Origin of the sequence: Barnesiella sp. CU968 (genome assembly GCF_905219685.1) — a bacterium.
In the GTDB taxonomy this organism is placed as follows: domain Bacteria; phylum Bacteroidota; class Bacteroidia; order Bacteroidales; family Muribaculaceae; genus Lepagella; species Lepagella muris_A.
On record NZ_CAJMXD010000025.1, the window covers coordinates 1 to 16169 of the forward strand.

General features: G+C 47.6%; 12 protein-coding genes. 11 read left to right on the forward strand and 1 reads right to left on the reverse strand.

Annotated elements, in window-relative coordinates; all coding sequences use genetic code 11:
* Positions 1–191 precede the first annotated feature (191 nt).
* The 5 genes from JX312_RS02055 (at position 192) to JX312_RS02075 (ending at position 7698) form a co-directional block, all read left to right on the forward strand.
* Positions 192–3041, forward strand: a complete 2850-nt coding sequence (locus JX312_RS02055) for a TonB-dependent receptor (protein ID WP_204456840.1) — start codon at positions 192–194, stop codon at positions 3039–3041.
* The gene (locus JX312_RS02060; RefSeq protein WP_204456841.1) at positions 3042–3266 is read left to right on the forward strand and encodes a hypothetical protein; all 225 of its coding nucleotides are present in this window, start codon (positions 3042–3044) and stop codon (positions 3264–3266) included.
* A 22-nt stretch (positions 3267–3288) separates the two neighbouring features.
* Entirely contained in the window at positions 3289–4998 is a 1710-nt protein-coding gene (locus tag JX312_RS02065; RefSeq protein WP_123405246.1) for a RagB/SusD family nutrient uptake outer membrane protein, read from the forward strand.
* 111 nt (positions 4999–5109) lie between these two features.
* Complete coding sequence (locus tag JX312_RS02070; RefSeq protein ID WP_148061992.1) at positions 5110–6426, forward strand: hypothetical protein; 1317 nt, start codon at positions 5110–5112, stop codon at positions 6424–6426.
* A 72-nt stretch (positions 6427–6498) separates the two neighbouring features.
* Positions 6499–7698, forward strand: a complete 1200-nt coding sequence (locus JX312_RS02075) for a hypothetical protein (protein WP_204456843.1) — start codon at positions 6499–6501, stop codon at positions 7696–7698.
* Here the strand turns inward: JX312_RS02075 and JX312_RS02080 are convergent.
* Positions 7685–7984 (reverse strand): hypothetical protein, encoded by a 300-nt coding sequence (locus JX312_RS02080; protein ID WP_123405240.1) that lies wholly within the window; start codon positions 7982–7984, stop codon positions 7685–7687. The two genes, JX312_RS02075 and JX312_RS02080, sit on opposite strands and share 14 nt — an antisense overlap.
* 248 nt (positions 7985–8232) lie before the next feature.
* Between JX312_RS02080 and JX312_RS02085 the strand changes: the two genes are divergently transcribed.
* The 6 genes from JX312_RS02085 (at position 8233) to JX312_RS02110 (ending at position 16144) form a co-directional block, all read left to right on the forward strand.
* A complete protein-coding gene (locus tag JX312_RS02085; RefSeq protein ID WP_204456845.1) occupies positions 8233–10050 on the forward strand; it encodes a calcineurin-like phosphoesterase family protein in 1818 nt (605 codons plus the stop codon).
* 12 nt (positions 10051–10062) lie between these two features.
* Positions 10063–11823 carry an alpha-amylase family glycosyl hydrolase gene (locus JX312_RS02090; RefSeq protein WP_124031183.1) on the forward strand — a complete coding sequence of 587 codons (1761 nt, stop codon included), beginning with the start codon at positions 10063–10065 and terminating at the stop codon, positions 11821–11823.
* Positions 11824–12030: 207 nt separating this feature from the next.
* The gene (locus JX312_RS02095; RefSeq protein ID WP_204456847.1) at positions 12031–13737 is read left to right on the forward strand and encodes a calcineurin-like phosphoesterase family protein; all 1707 of its coding nucleotides are present in this window, start codon (positions 12031–12033) and stop codon (positions 13735–13737) included.
* 11 nt (positions 13738–13748) lie between these two features.
* Complete coding sequence (locus JX312_RS02100; protein ID WP_204456848.1) at positions 13749–14522, forward strand: hypothetical protein; 774 nt, start codon at positions 13749–13751, stop codon at positions 14520–14522.
* A gap of 6 nt (positions 14523–14528) precedes the next feature.
* The gene (locus JX312_RS02105) at positions 14529–15110 is read left to right on the forward strand and encodes a hypothetical protein (protein ID WP_204456850.1); all 582 of its coding nucleotides are present in this window, start codon (positions 14529–14531) and stop codon (positions 15108–15110) included.
* Positions 15107–16144: a zinc-binding dehydrogenase gene (locus tag JX312_RS02110; RefSeq protein WP_204456851.1), complete on the forward strand. Its 1038-nt coding sequence runs from the start codon at positions 15107–15109 to the stop codon at positions 16142–16144. The genes JX312_RS02105 and JX312_RS02110 overlap by 4 nt, the downstream gene beginning before the upstream one ends.
* Positions 16145–16169: the final 25 nt, after the last annotated feature.

Below are 16169 nucleotides of genomic sequence, written 5' to 3' on the forward strand. Positions count from 1 at the left end.
ATACAAAATTTACATTCAATTCTTTATCACAGAGATAAACCTTACATCCATATTTTAAAGTAGCAGAATTACACAATTTAGTGAGGAATACTGCCCTATATTTGCAATGGTTAACCTCGGGAGCGGCAGCGGATGCGCCCTATCCCAAAACTAATGAAACTAACACCAAAAACAACTCAATTCAAGAGCTTATGAACAGAATCGCTCTATTTTTGATTTCCGTATTCCTGCTCGCACTCCCGGCAGCTGCTCAGCAGAAGAATATAAGCGGAATCGTAACCGAGCCATCGGGAGAGCCGCTCATCGGCGCAACAATTATGGTCAAGGGAACAAACACCGCTGCTGTCACAGACATTGACGGAAAGTTCTCAATCAAGGCTAAACCCGGCGATACCCTACAGGTAACATATGTCGGTTTCCAGAAACAGATAATCAAGGTCGCCGCATCCGACAATCTCACAATCGTGATGCAGGAAGAGGCGAACACTCTTGACGAAATGGTCGTAGTTGGTTACGGCACAATGAAGAAAGCTGACCTTACCGGAGCTGTCACAAACGTTTCCGGCAGCAAGCTTGAAGACATGCGTGCATCTTCGGTGTCGCAGTCTCTGCAAGGTTCTATGCCCGGTATCTATGTGAGCCGCACAAGCGGCATGCCCGGTGCCGAGGCAACTATCCGTGTGCGAGGAATCACATCTATCGGTGATTCCGACCCGCTTGTGATCGTAGACGGTATACCAGATTCAATGGAATCGGTAAACTCCTCCGACATCGAAAGCATTTCGGTGCTTAAAGACGCAGCCTCTGCTTCAATCTACGGAGCACGCGCCGCAGCCGGGGTTATACTCATAACCACTAAAAAAGCAAAAGAGGGCAAGGCTAAGGTCGAATATCAAGGTACTGTCGGATTCGTGCAGTCTACTGAGACTCCCAAACCCGTTGGAGCAATCGACTATATGAACATGTACAACGAACTCAAATGGAACGATGGCGGCAATCAGGAAGGTCAGGAATACTCTGCATATCCTAAGGATTACATAGATTCCTATCTTTCAAACAACGCCTTGAATCCTGATGAGTATCCGATTACAGACTGGCGTGACCTGATGACTCGCAAAACCGCACCCACAACAAAGCATGACCTCAAGGTATCTTACGGCAACAAGGTTGTACAGACAAAGGTTTCATTAGGATATGAATACACGGAAGCTCTCTACGAAGGACGTGATTACCAGAGACTCACAGCACGTGTAAACAACAACTTTAAAGTCACCAAATGGCTGCAGTTCGGACTTGATGCCTATTACCGCCGTGGTATCACACATCAGCCTCAGACCAATCCTCTTGCCGCGACGCTTTATATGACTCCTCTTGATCCTGCGGTGAACTCTAATGGAACATATGCCGCGGGTCATAACAGCAGCAACCCCTGGGCAACTATGAACGAAGGCGGACGCAACAATCAGTGGACAGACCGTCTGGGTGCAAAACTATCTGTTATCATCACCCCTTTCGAAGGTCTTTCCATAAGCGGCGTGTGGGCACCCGGAATGCTTTTCACCCGAAAAAAATCTTATGTAAAAAAAGTCAGCTACTACACTGCCGATAATCCCGATGAGCCTGCCGGTTACGCGAGTGGATTCTCTCTTAACAAACTCACTGAAAACAGAAATCTCAACACATGGGGCACAAAACAGCTCTTTATCAATTACAACAAGACATTCGCCGAAGATCACCGCACAGACTTCATGCTCGGCTATGAGGATTATGAAGCAAGCTCAAACCCATTGGAAGCAGCATCTGATGCAATGGAGTTGTCTGATTATTTCTATCTTACGAACGCAAACACAAACAATCTCAGCGTTGACGGCTCAGAAACTCAGAATGCCTACCGTTCAATTTTCGGGCGTATAAATTATTCCTACAAGGGACGCTACATGGCACAGTTCAACGCACGCTGGGACCGATCTTCAAGATTCGCACGCAAATATCGCACAGGCTTCTTCCCTTCCGCATCCGTCGGGTGGGTAATGAGCGAAGAGAGTTTCTTACGCGATGTAGACCCGAGAATTCTCACATTCCTTAAACTTCGCGGCTCCTACGGTACTCTCGGTAACGAAAGAATCGGTAATTATCCATATCAGGCGAGCATGACATTCTCACACCCGGTAATGGTAGACGGTTCCGGCAAACCGGTTTCTGTCCTGACTGCATCTCAGCGCGATTACAACATTCCAGACATAACATGGGAAACGACCCACAGCTGGGACGTAGGTCTTGACGCCACATTCCTCAATTCCAGACTTAACCTGACATTCGACTGGTACTGGAAGAAAACCAAAGACATGCTTCTGTCGATACAGCTCCCTATATTCATGGGCTATGACAATCCTAAACAGAATGCAGGCGACATGACTACCAAAGGCTGGGATCTTCAGCTCGGATGGCGTGACAACATTGGCGATTTCTCATATTCTGTAAACTTCAACCTCTCCGATTATCGTTCTGTCATGGGTAACATGTCCGGGAAACAGCAGGAAAGCGGTGGCACCATCACAATGGAAGGTGCAGAGTATATGTCATGGTATGGATTTAAATCAAACGGTCTGTATCAGAATGCCGAAGACCTTGCAAACAGTCCCGTGCTGAACGCCAACACTACTGTAGGCGACATTAAATATCTTGATGTAAACGGTTCCGAGGGTTTGCCTGACGGTGCGATAAGCGCACAGTATGACCGCGTTGTGCTCGGTTCTTCACAACCACGTCTTATCTATGGAGCACAAATCGCTTTAGGATGGAAAGGTTTTGAAATGTCAGCTGCATTCAATGGTATCGGCAAACAGAATAAAATGCTTTCCCGCGCCATGCTTTATCAGAGACACGCTGCCGGCTGGACACAGTTTACCGGTGAAGTTATAGGTACTTCGTGGAGCTACTACAACACTCCTGAACAGAATCTCGCTGCCAAATATCCGAGATTATCAGATATGGCTATTGACGGCTCAAGCGGAAACAACTCACAGGTCTCTGACTTCTAGATGTTCAACGGAGGTTACTTCCGCTGCAAGAACATAACACTCGGCTACTCTTTCCAGCCGAACATCACCAAGAAACTGAAACTCAACTCTCTCCGTGTGTTCGCATCTGTTTCCGACCCGTTCTCTATCGACCGCTATCCGCAGGGATGGGATCCGGAGACTACAGACACCGGTTCAAGCTATATCGCACGCACATGGAATTTCGGCGTGGCAGTTTCGTTCTAACCAAATCAAAATCTGAAACAACATGAAAAAGTATATATATTCTTTATTATCGGCTGCTGCCGTAATGATCGGCTGCACGGCGTGTGCGGATCTTGATTTGAATCCGCCGGCAGACGCATCTTCCGAGACTTGGTTCTCAAATATAGAGGAATTTGAATTCGCTGCGAATGACCTTTACCGTCTTGACCTCTGGTATTGGGAATGTAACCGCGCATGGCATACTGACCGCTGGACTGATGACTGGGAACAGCAAGGTCACGGCTATGAATGGAGTACTGGCGCTCTGATGTCGACAACAGGATATGTAAAAACAATGTGGCTCAATACATACAAAGCCATTACAAGGTGTAACGCCATAATCGCAAACGTTGAGAAACAGCGTGGGAAACTGTCTGAAAAACAACTTGACAGATTCGAAGGCGAGGCAAGAATGTTCAGGGCATGCTTTTACTCATACCTGACGTTCCTGTATGGTGATATCCCTTATTATACTGATTACATCACAATAGATCAGGCATATGCAATGGGACGTGAGAAACAGTCTGAAGTGATTAAACGAATTTACGAAGACTTCGACAAAGCTACTGAACTCCTCCCCGAGACATCTACCGGCAACGTCCGCGTAAAAAAAGCTACCGCTCATGCCTTTAAGGCACGCACAGCTTCTTGGATGCTTGATTATCCCGTAGCGGCACAGGCAGCAAAAGCATGTATGGAACTGGGTACATACAAGCTTGATCCCAATTTCGAAAAGATGTTCTACATCGACACTTATGCTTCTGACGAATTCGTATTCATGATTCCAAGATCACGCGAACTGCATAATGACCTTATTACAATGAGTTCTTTCCTTCCAAGGAATAACTCCGGCAAATCTCTTGCGGTTCCATCCCTTGAACTCTTTTGCGCATTCCTTTGTTCTGATGGCCTTCCTATCGACAAATCTCCTCTTTTTGACCGCCAGAACCCTTTCCGCAACCGCGATCCACGCTTAGGATATACTACCGTTGAATTCGGCACAGAATTCCTCGGCTTTGAATGGGATCCGTCAAAAAACAAAGTATTGAATGTGAATACAGGTAAGCAAGTTAACAACAACGATTCACAGCTCGTTCAGACTCTTGCTTCATGGACCGGACTAATTCTTAAAAAAGGTGTTACAGAAGCGTGGCTAAGCGACAAAAAAGCTGATCCAAACGCTATAATCATGCGCTATGCGGATGTACTTCTGATGTATGCTGAAGCAAAAATAGAGATGAATGAAATTGACCAGAGCGTGCTTGATGCCATTAATGACGTTCGCTCAAGAGCATACAAAACCACCCGCTCCAACACTTCTCTCTATCCTGCGGTTACAACGACCAATCAGGATGAACTTCGTTTCCAGCTACGTTCTGAACGTCGCATGGAATTTGCATGGGAGAACCGCAGATGGTTTGACCTGATGCGATGGAGACTTTGCGATATTGCGATTAACCGCCCGGTGATAGACCTTCCGGCAAAAGCGCAACTTCAGAAAAACATCAAGAGCGGTGATTACTACTTCCCCTCCGATGCGCTTCCGGTAATCGAAGAAAACGGTCTTGTAAATCTTCAGCCCCTTGTCGACTCTAAAGCAAAATTCCGCAAAACCATGGAACGTAAATTTGATCCGGCAAAAGGGTATCTTCTTCCTCTCCCACTTTCCGATGTGACATTGATTCCTGGAATGATTCAGAACCCCGGATATTGACATCTTGCAGTGTCTGCGGTTTATGGAAACCGCAGACACTGTTTACCCCATTAAAAATAACACAGGTAATATCTTAAGGTAAAAGATTTTTAGGCTAACTTACTTTATCAAATGAAACCAATGACAAACAATCTATGCGCAGCCACTGCGATCGGCTTGATTTTAGCCACTGTTTCCTGTTCGGATTCTTCCGATGGAGGAAACGCAATTATTATCCCTGGTGCACCGGCAGTCGAAGTGAAAATCGGCTCACAGATGCCACTATGGCAAAACGGCACTTTTGAGATTCATTCCATAAGCACGGGCAGAGGTGAATCAAATTTCTACATCTTTCCGGACGGAACATCCATGCTTATTGATGCCGCCGGTTCTTTGGTCACAGAAGAGATTTGCACTAAAAAAGGAGTTGGGACAGTAACTCCGGCAAGACCGGGATGGCATATCTCAAGTGCAGATATAATAGCCAATTATATTAAACATTTCAACCCGCGTGGCGAGAATGTAGATTACTATCTCAATTCCCATACTCACGAAGACCATATGGGTTCTTGGCCTGAAAAATATGAGGAATACGCAGACTTTCCCAAACATACCGAAGGAAATTTCTATATGAACGGTATCGCAAAACTCGGAACTCTGCTTAATTTTACAAAAATCATAGACCGAGGCTATACACTTCCAATAAACATGGGAACTGATGATAGAATAAAAGACTATCAGAGATTCCTGAAATGGAGCATGGATACAAAAGGTCTGATATATGAAGTTGCAAAACCCGGTCATGATGACCAGATTGTGATGCGTTATAATCCATCTGCCTATCCTGACTTTAAAATTCGCATACTTTGCGCATCCGGATATGCATGGACGGGCAACGGTTATGATACAAAAAGAACCATACCGACATCTAAAACTGAGATTAGCAAAGCCAGTCCCGATGAGAATATTTTCAGTGTAGCCTTGATGATGGATTTCGGCAAATTCAACCTTTTCACTGCAGGAGACCTTCAATGGGAGGCTACATCTTCCGCTCCATGGCTCAATGCCGATGAAGGTATAATACCTGTAGTAAACAAGGTGGAAGTAATGAAAGCGAGCCACCACGGTTCAACCAACGCCAACAGCGAGGAACTTGTGAATAAACTTTGCCCACAGACGGTATGGATCAATCCATGGAGGAGCGAGCAACCCGGCATTCCCTGCATGCGAAGATTTGTAGCAGCCAATCCTGACGTTTCATTCTTTACAACAGGTATTGTTGAAAGCAGCAAGGCTCCGCTTGCTGAAGTTGAGAATAATTTCAAATCATGGAGCGGACATATAGTGATCAGGGTCTTCCCCGATGGTAAATATTATGTATATGTTCTTGACGACAGCGATGAAAGCTACATAGTCAAATCAATCCACGGACCATATATCAGCGAATAATCACGATAGATAATTGTTAACCTCGGATAGGCACACGACTTGCGCGTCTATCCGGTAAAACCAAAAAACATTATGAATAAAAAATTTACATTCTTAGGATTTATGGCATTCGCAGCAATGCCGGTGCTGGCTCTGACCCCTAACGGAGAAGGCGTGTATGAAATCTCCAATGCTGCCGAACTTGAAGAATTCGCTGCTATAGTAAATGGCGGAGAAAATACTGCAAACGCTGTTCTGACAGCAGACATAGACATGGACAACGTGACCCACACACCTATAGGAAATTCAAAAGCTGTTGCCTACAAGGGCACCTTTGACGGATGTTTCCATACAATTTCGTCTCTAAATATGGAAGTTGAGGGAGGCACAAACCTGGCACTTTTCGGTTATGCCGGTGTCGGTGCGAAAATCTGCAATACAATAATCGATGATCTCTCGACATTCTTCGGTGAAGACAAGTGTGCTTCATTTGTTGGACAATGCACAGATACCGAAGAAGGTGTCGCAGAATTCACCTGTCTTGGAACTTCCGCTGAAGTTCACGCTTACAGTGCGGATACTGGAAAAGGTCGGGCTGCAGCACTTGTTGGTCCGTCTGACGGAAATGTCGCCTATAAATTCACTAATTGCTACAACACAGGTCTTGTACGAGGCGTTACAGTAGGAGGCATGTCTTGTCATGCACCAAAGGCAGTATGCAGCGGATGCTTCACAATAACCGAGGTAAAAAAACAGGCAAATGCCGATGCAAAACCGGGTAATCCCGGCAAAGTCGGCACTGTACTTATAGCTGGTGTGTCTGAGCCGATGGATGGATGGGGATATAATTTCTTCTTTGGAGGTAGTGCTACCAATCCTTCTGTGTTCTACCCGAACATTGTTGACAGTAATATAAAATGGACAGATTATAGCAAACCGGCTGTTGATGGCAACTACGGCGTATACAAAGTCTACGAAGAAACCTGGGCATCAACAGGTGCAATGTGCTGGTTCCTGAACAATTGTTCGGATGTGGATCCTGTATGGGGGCAGAACCTTGAAGAGATGGAACTTTATCCCACATTCGCTCCGGGAGCACCTGTTGTAAGCAAGAAAGCCGATGCATTCGAATTTGAGAACACTGGCAAGACTACTACTTCCGCCGTGAATGAGATCGCATCTGACACTCAGTCCGCTCCTAAAGGAATATACACTATCCAAGGCGTGAAGGTCGAGAATGCCACAACTCCCGGATTGTATATAATTGATGATAAGAAAGTTATTGTAAAATAATCTTATCGAGGGTGTGGATGTTGTCTGTCAGGACTACAGCCACGCCCTTCCTCATTTCTCTTAACCTTATAGTATCAACACGGAATATAACCGTAGAAATTGCAAAATCTACAGAATTGCAATTGCATGAAAATGGCTCTGACTGGTCAATTTCAACCTCATCAGTCAAGGTAAAAGAACGAAACGACACGAAAGATGGAATAACCGTTTCATATACTACCGCATCTACTGTTACAATACCTTGATACCGCTGACGCTGCAATTTGGCCTGTAAAACTCGTTTCATTCTCTCTTAAGCCGGGTGAAGCAGGGAACTCCTCGGGTAAAATATCAATTACGGAAATCAAAGCCACATATCGCGCATCAAGCTCTGTGAATGAGATTTCTATTGAAAATCACTCTTCTGACGAAGTTGTAACCGATGAATGGTACACACTCACCGGAATAAGGATACAGAGAGAATATCTTTCTCCCGGCATATACATCCGCAGGCGAGGCAATCATACTGACAAAATAATTATAAGATAAAAGCTTATGAAATCAATACTGGCGATAATACTGACTGCAATGGCGGCATCTCCCCTCTTCGGTGCCGTTGTCAGAAACATTCCCGACAAAGATGGAATGACAATTAAAGGCGTTGTGTATTGCGGCGATGAACCGGTACAGGGCGCACAGGTATCAGACGGCGTCAACGTTACGCTTACCGATGAGAACGGATGGTATTATCTGGCATCGGCGAAGGAGTGCGGTCACGTTTTTGTATGCAACCCGAAAGGTTACAAATACACGCGAAAAGCAAAATACCCGGAGTTTTACAAGACGGTAGACACAGAAAGACCTTCTGCCGTTGAACAGGCTGATTTCGAACTTGAGCGCGACGAGGCGACAGACCATACGATTCTGTTTCTTGCCGACATCCAGATGTGTGGACGCAACGAGGACATCCGGCAATATGAGGAGCATGCCGTAGGTGACATCAACACAAGCATCTCCAATGCCCGAAAACAAGGCAAAGATGTATACGTGATCACTCTTGGCGACCAGTCTTACAACACATACTGGCATTCCTATAATATAGGCATACCGGAGATTCACGAAAGCATGAACCTCCTCGATCCGGACGCGATATTCAACTGCATGGGAAACCATGACAACAATCCCAAGATTGCCGGCGACTGGGCAGCCTCCGCCGATTACAGAGAGCAGTGGGGACCGACTTATTATTCATTCAATATCGGTGAAATACATTATGTCGTGCTCGACAATATCGAGTTTACAAACGCCGAATGCAAAAACACATTCGAATGCAACATAACCACAAGTGTTATAAAATGGCTCCGGAAAGATCTTGCCAATGTCAGCATGGACACTCCCATTGTGGTATGCATGCACGCCCCTCTGTTCTATCGTCCGCAGTGTTCGAAACCTAATGTGCCCGATCCGACNAAATACCGTTACAACTACGGTTCTCAGTTCTATAACAGCGTAAAAGGTTTCAAAGACGTGCGTGTATTCACAGGACATGCACACACCAACTACACGGTTTCTTACCTTAACATGACAGAATATAACGTGGGAGCTATCGGGGGCAACCTCTGGTGGACAGGATATTTCGTCAATGGCAACAGCGTCTGCACTGACGGCTCTCCGGGGGGATACAGGGTGCTCGACACTTCAGGCAAGGAGCTGAAGACATATTACAAGTGCATCGGCTTTGACAATGGATACCAGTTCCGCTGCTATGACCTTAACAATTGTCATATCACAGCCTCCAGATTCGCGCCTTCATACAAGAACCCTGCGGATATCGACACCTGGCTTGCCAATGGATACGGATTCGACAGTTCCGACTACAATTCAGACGGCACTCCCAAAATCCCGAACAGAGTACTGATCAATGTGTTTGCCTACGACACAAACTGGAAAGTGGAGGTTTTGGAAGACGGGAAGCCGCTTGAAGTGTCGCGCATCAGCGGTTACGACCCGTTCTCAATGATTTCCGACGGCTGCCAGCGATTCGAGAAGACGGGGCATAACAACTCGGGAAATCCGACACAGAACTCACATCTGTTTCTTGTCACAGCTAAATATGCCACATCTCCCCTCTCCATCAAGGTCACTGACCAGTATGGTTCAGTATACACACAGGTTATGGAAAGACCAAAAGGTTTCAGCATAGACAGATACACTCCGCAGAATGAACAGAGTGCCATATTCGACATTGATTCCGATTCATACAGCTATCCCCCGGAGTTTTACAATATCAACGGAATAAAGGTTTCCAGACCGGAAAAAGGACTATACGTCATGAGACTGGGAACAAAAACAAAGAAAGTATTTATCAGATAAACTACAGTACATATGAAATTTTCATTGAAAAAGTTTTCCATAGCACCGGTGATTGCTCTCGCCTGCTTCCCGTCTTCGGCTCACAAGACTACGCCGGAATGGATCGACAATGCCGTTTTCTACGATATATACCCCTCCTCGTTTATGGATTCCGACGGTAACGGCATAGGTGACCTGCCGGGCATTATCTCGCGCCTTGATTATGTAAAGAGTCTCGGTGTCGATGCCATCTGGATGAACCCGATCTATAAGTCGGCATGGTTTGACGGAGGCTACGACATAATCGACTACTATCAGGTAGATCCACGCTTCGGTTCAAACCGGGACGTAAAACGTCTTGTGGATGAAGCCCACAAAAGAGGACTGAAGGTGTGTCTCGACCTTGTGCCGGGACACACGTCAAACAAAGCCGACTGGTTCCGCAAGGCGGCGACAGAGGGTCCGGACGGCAGATATGCGGATTACTACATATTCGCCGATGAAATCTCTGCGAAAGACAGCGCGGACATACGGAAACGCTATCTTCTCGAGGATCCGGATTCTTCAAAATTGGGACCGTGGGTGCCTACAGAGGAGGCAAAGGCAGGCACTCCGTCCGATGGAAAATATACAGGAAATTTCTATCAGAAGAATTATTATCCCTGCCAGCCGGCACTGAACTTCGGATTCGCGAACCCGGATCCGTCCAAACCGTGGCAGCAGCCTGTTGACGCCCCAGGACCTAAGGCTGTAAGACGCGAAATGAAAAATATAATGGCTTACTGGTTCGACCTCGGGGTTGACGGTTTCCGTGTGGATATGGCTTCGTCTCTCGTCAAGAACGACAAAGACAAAAAAGAGACCATGAGACTATGGGCAGACATGCGCGAGTGGCTTGACCGCGAATATCCCGGAAAAGTGCTTATCGCTGAATGGGGCGTTCCGGAACAGTCGCTGCCGGGAGGCTTCGACATGGACTTCCTTCTAATACACAGAAGCCCGGGCTTCAAGCAGATTACCCGTGGAAGCGTCAAAGACAAATCAGTTGGGAAAGACGCTTTTTTCGAGAAAACAGGCAAAGGCGCATACGACAAGTTTGTCGAGGAATATGGCGAGCAATACCGGAAATCTAAAGATTTCGGCTACATCTCGCTCTTCTCCGCGAACCATGACATCAACCGCCTAAACTCCGAAGGACGCGACAGCCCGGACCAAATAAAGACTTTCATGACATTCCTCCTTACAATGCCCGGAGTTCCTTTCATCCATTATGGCGACGAAATAATGATGAGAAATGTCAAGGGATTGCCAAGTGTGGAGGGATCCCGTGAGGAACGCAGCGGCACGCGAACCCCCATGCAGTGGGATAACTCCGTGAATGCCGGATTCTCTACGGCTCCTGCCGAGAAACTGTATCTGCCGGTTTTCACCGACAACGGCAAACTTACGGTAGAGGCGCAGGAGAAAGATCCCAATTCGGTTCTTAACTTCACCCGTAAGCTGATAAGACTGCGACATGAGCATCCGGCTCTTGCCAACTCCGGAGAATGGAAATCAATTAGCGACCCTGCAAGACCATACCCTTGGATTTACACTCGTGAGAACGACAGGGAAATATATGTGATTGCCCTTAATCCCGGTGGGAAAGCGGCAAACGCTTCCATGCCGTTAACCGGAGCGGAAAAGCCGGTCACACTGATAGCCAACGGCAATGTCAAGGTGAAATCGGCAGCTGACGGCATCTCTCTGAAAATGCCCGGAATATCTTCGGCTATATTAAGAATCGAAAAGTGATATTATTTCATATCAGCACATTATACCTAATTTCATTTTTTGGAGTTATTAAAAACTGTTATCTTTAACCGAAAGAAAGGGGGAAGCTATGAATAAGGGAACATATTTATTTATAACTTTACGAACCTTTACTGCAGTTCCCGGAAGTTGTTTAAACATCCAGCTGCCGGACTGACCNTTACGACAACAATAATAACGAAACGACCAATGAAAAATTTAACCATTTTAACGGCACTTCTTACATGTGCCTCCGCCATGAACGCTCAGTCTACGTTCCGGTCTTCGCTTCCTGTGAAACCCGGAAAAGGCGTAACCGTCGCCGGCACCGTGGAATGTGAAGGGAAACCTGTGCCTGGAGTTGTAGTATCCGATGGATATGAACTCACAAAAACCGACAAAAAAGGTGCCTATTACCTCAAGTCAAAAAAACAGAATCCACAGGTGTTCATTACATCTCCTGCCGGATACGATGTATATCGCGATGATGTGGTGCCGCAGTTCTGGGCAGACTTCACTCTTCCTGCTGACAAATACGAACGTCACGATTTCCGCCTTACAGAAAATGACAACTCCCGCCACGCGACAATCATCATCACTGACGTGCATCTCGCAAACCAGCGTAATGATGTGTCGATATTCTCCGGACCTTACACAGATGTGATCCGCAGGAATGTGGAGAGTCTCAACGCCCGGGGCATACCCGTGTACACGCTGAATCTCGGCGATGCTTCATGGGATGGCTATTGGTATGGACACAACTACCCTATAGCAAAATTTCGCGAAAGCCTCAACAACGCCAATTACCCGACTGCTGTCTACAGCTGCATGGGAAACCATGACAACGACCCCAAGGCGCAGCCGGGGCGCGATGCCGATTTCAACGCTTCCCTCCCCTATCAGAAGGCTCTCGGTCCGAGATATTACTCACAGAATATCGGCAACGTGCATTACGTTTTCCTCGACAACATCCATTATATCAATGACCCGGCTCCTGCGCCGACATACACCGGCATCAACAACAAACGCAATTACAAGGAGGATTTCACTCCCGAGCAGCTTGCGTGGCTGCGCAAGGACCTCGCGAATGTCTCTTACGACACTCCGATAATCGTGGCGATGCACGGTCCGATGTTCCGATGGAAAAAATTCGATCATAAGAAAAACTGGTCCGCACTCAACGACGAGATAATGATCCGCACTGACAATGAAAGCACCCGCGAACTCCTCGACATACTCAGACCTTACAAAAACGTGCACTCTGTCAGCGGACACTCCCACAAGCAGAATCTGATCCGCCTTCCTGAAGAAATGCAGAACTTCACCGAACACAACATATCCGGCACATGCGGCGCATGGTGGAGAACCCGCGCCACAGGTCTGAAGAACCTGTGTCCCGACGGCACTCCGGTGGCTTACGAACTCTTCAATATCGATGGAAGCAACATCTCTTGGGAACACAAGACGTTTGAATATGACCCTGCACGGGCGTTCTACGCATGGGACATGAACGGTGTGAAGGATTATTTCAAAAACAACGAGGAGATGCGCGCATTCCTCACCATGTATCCCGAATGGACCGACTACAGCGACCTTCCCGACAACTACATATATGTCAATCTCTGGGCTTGGGATCAGGACGGGAAACTGAAGATTACCGAAAACGGCAAGGAACTTCCCGTGGAGATGGTCAAGGAGGAAAATCCTCTGTACACGTTGTCCTACATGGTGCGCACGACTGTCTGGAACAACGAATGGAACAACAAGGGTTATCACAATCCGCGCAAGTTCATGCTTTTCCGCGCAAAAGCCTCTACTCCCGACGCGCCGGTAGAAATAAGCTGGACCGATTATTTCGGCAAAGAGACAAAATCGACCCTTGAACGTCCCGCCGCATTCAATCCCGAAATTCTTTGACAACAATGAATATGAAATATCTTCTGAAATCCGGAACAGTTCTGCTGACTTCTTTATTCCTTGCGGCATCACCTTTGTCGCATGCAGGAAACCGGTCATGCAAAGCCGCATCCGGAGGCATACGCGAAGAGATCGCCGCCAATCCAGAGCTGGCGGCGGGTCTCTTCAATCCGTATCCCGACCACAACATCGGCATCATCTCCGATGCGCCGAAAGGCTACAGACCTTTCTACATAAGTCATTACGGGCGCCACGGCTCAAGATGGCTCGCCAATGACAAGGAATATTCCAATGTCACAAAACCTCTGGAGAGAGCCGCAAAAGCCGGGAAACTCACGGACAAGGGGCGTAAGCTCCTCGAAAGAGTAATGCTCGCCCGCGAACAGGCACGCGGCATCGAAGGATGTCTCTCCCCTCTGGGAACCCTTCAACACCGGGGCATAGCCGAAAGAACATTCTCCAACTACCCCGATGTTTTCGCCAACCGGGCTGAAATCGACGCGAGATCAACCATGACTGTCAGATGCGTCATGAGCATGAATGCATTCTGTCTGCGGCTCAAGGAGCTTAACCCGGATCTGGAAATCGGGTTCGAGGCTTCCGACCGCAACACCGCTGTTCTCGCCCATGTCTACGGAATCGCCAATGAGGTGGATCCAGCATACAAAGATTATTGCAGGAACGGCGAGTATCTCAGACGCGCACATGCGATTGTAAGAGAGAAAATGGGGTCGGAAGATTTTCTTGACTCACTTTTCACAGACTATGTCTTCAAAAACAAGTAGGAGGAGATGAATTTCATTTTCTATCTTTTCTATCTCGTATCGGACCAGAAAAACGTAATGCCTGAAAACCGGATGTGGGACATATACACCCCTGACCAGCTTTACTGGATGACTGTTGCCGAGAACTTCAGAGGCATCGCCAAATTCGGAGGTCATCAAGGTTGCGAAAAATGGACTCTCGCTTACGCGGTGCCTCTGCTTGAAGACATCGTCGGACGATGCGACAATGCCGTGGCGGGGAACGGACGCGCAGCCGACCTGCGGTTCGGTCATGACGTTGTGCTCATGGCTCTTGTGCCTCTCATGTGCCTTGACGGATACGACAAGGTGCCTGACGACCCTGAGAAACTGCTTGCCGCATGGAACCTTTATGACATAACGCCCATGGCGGCAAACATGCAGATGGTTTTCTACCGTCCGGTCAGAAAGAATGACGGTGAGGTTCTCGTAAAGATACTTCTCAACGAACATGAGGTCACCCTGCCCCTGAAAAACCATAACGGAAAATATTACAGATGGAACGATGTCAGAAAACTGTTGAATGACAGAATAAAAAAATACAAAACCAAAACAGAACGAACAAAATGATTCAGGCAAGAGTAATAAAACCACACGACATAGAGTTTTTCGAAGTTCCAGCTCCGGAAGCGAAAGACCTTAAAGACAACGAAATTCTTCTCAGAATACACAAGATCGGTGTGTGCGGTTCGGACATACACGTGATGCACGGTCAGCATCCGTTTGTAACATATCCTGTTATCCAGGGGCATGAATACGGTGCGGAGGTTGTTGCCGTCGGCAAGGGTGTCACGGCAGTCAGACCCGGTGACAAGGCGACAGCGCGTCCGCAGCTTGTTTGCGGCGAATGCGGTCCCTGCCGCAACGGGCGTCCCAATGTATGCGAGAAGCTCAGAGTGCAGGGATTTCAGGCTCCCGGGTGCGCCCAGCCATATTTCGTGGTGCCCGAAGACCGCATCATAAGGTGTGCGCCGCACCTCAGCTACGAACAGATCGCGATAATGGAGCCTTGCGCAGTCGGTATCCACGCCTCGGGACGCACCGATGTCAAAGGCAAGAATGTGATAGTTACCGGTGCCGGCACCATCGGGAATCTTGTGGCGCAGGCTGTGAAAGGTCGCGGAGCGAAGAAAGTGCTGATTACCGATGTCAGCGACCTGCGTCTCGAAAAAGCCCGCGAGTGCGGACTTGAAAATACCGCCAACACCGCAAAGGAATCGTTTGAGGATGCGGTGAAACGTGTTTTCGGAGACGAGGGTTTCCAATGCGCGTTTGAAGTATCCGGCGTGCAGAAATGCATCACGGATCTTGTCGCGAACATAGAGAAAGGCAGTGACATAGTAATCGTTGCCGTATTCTCCAAGAATCCGGAAGTGAATCTCGCGGTTCTCGACGAGCATGAGATAAGGCTTATCGGCTCGATGATGTATCTGCACGAGGATTATCTTCTTGCCGACGGGATGCTTGCCGACGGTCGTCTCAACGTAGACCCGCTTGTCACCCAGCGTTTCGGTTTCAAGGAATACAACGAGGCTTACGACTGCATCGACAACCACCGGGAGGAATGCATGAAAGTCATGATAGACCTGGAGGCGACAGAATGACCGGGGTCCCCATACCGCCCCATGC

Bases quoted from the DNA above. Each gene is read 5' to 3' on its own strand.
- JX312_RS02065 (WP_123405246.1), top strand. From the start codon at position 3,289: ATGAAAAAGTATATATATTCTTTATTATCGGCTGCTGCCGTAATGATC.
- JX312_RS02110 (WP_204456851.1), top strand. From the start codon at position 15,107: ATGATTCAGGCAAGAGTAATAAAACCACACGACATAGAGTTTTTCGAA.
- JX312_RS02075 (WP_204456843.1), top strand. From the start codon at position 6,499: ATGAATAAAAAATTTACATTCTTAGGATTTATGGCATTCGCAGCAATG.
- JX312_RS02100 (WP_204456848.1), top strand. From the start codon at position 13,749: ATGAAATATCTTCTGAAATCCGGAACAGTTCTGCTGACTTCTTTATTC.
- JX312_RS02095 (WP_204456847.1), top strand. From the start codon at position 12,031: ATGAAAAATTTAACCATTTTAACGGCACTTCTTACATGTGCCTCCGCC.
- JX312_RS02080 (WP_123405240.1), bottom strand. From the start codon at position 7,984: ATGAAACGAGTTTTACAGGCCAAATTGCAGCGTCAGCGGTATCAAGGT.
- JX312_RS02055 (WP_204456840.1), top strand. From the start codon at position 192: ATGAACAGAATCGCTCTATTTTTGATTTCCGTATTCCTGCTCGCACTC.
- JX312_RS02105 (WP_204456850.1), top strand. From the start codon at position 14,529: ATGAATTTCATTTTCTATCTTTTCTATCTCGTATCGGACCAGAAAAAC.
- JX312_RS02060 (WP_204456841.1), top strand. From the start codon at position 3,042: ATGTTCAACGGAGGTTACTTCCGCTGCAAGAACATAACACTCGGCTAC.
- JX312_RS02090 (WP_124031183.1), top strand. From the start codon at position 10,063: ATGAAATTTTCATTGAAAAAGTTTTCCATAGCACCGGTGATTGCTCTC.
- JX312_RS02070 (WP_148061992.1), top strand. From the start codon at position 5,110: ATGAAACCAATGACAAACAATCTATGCGCAGCCACTGCGATCGGCTTG.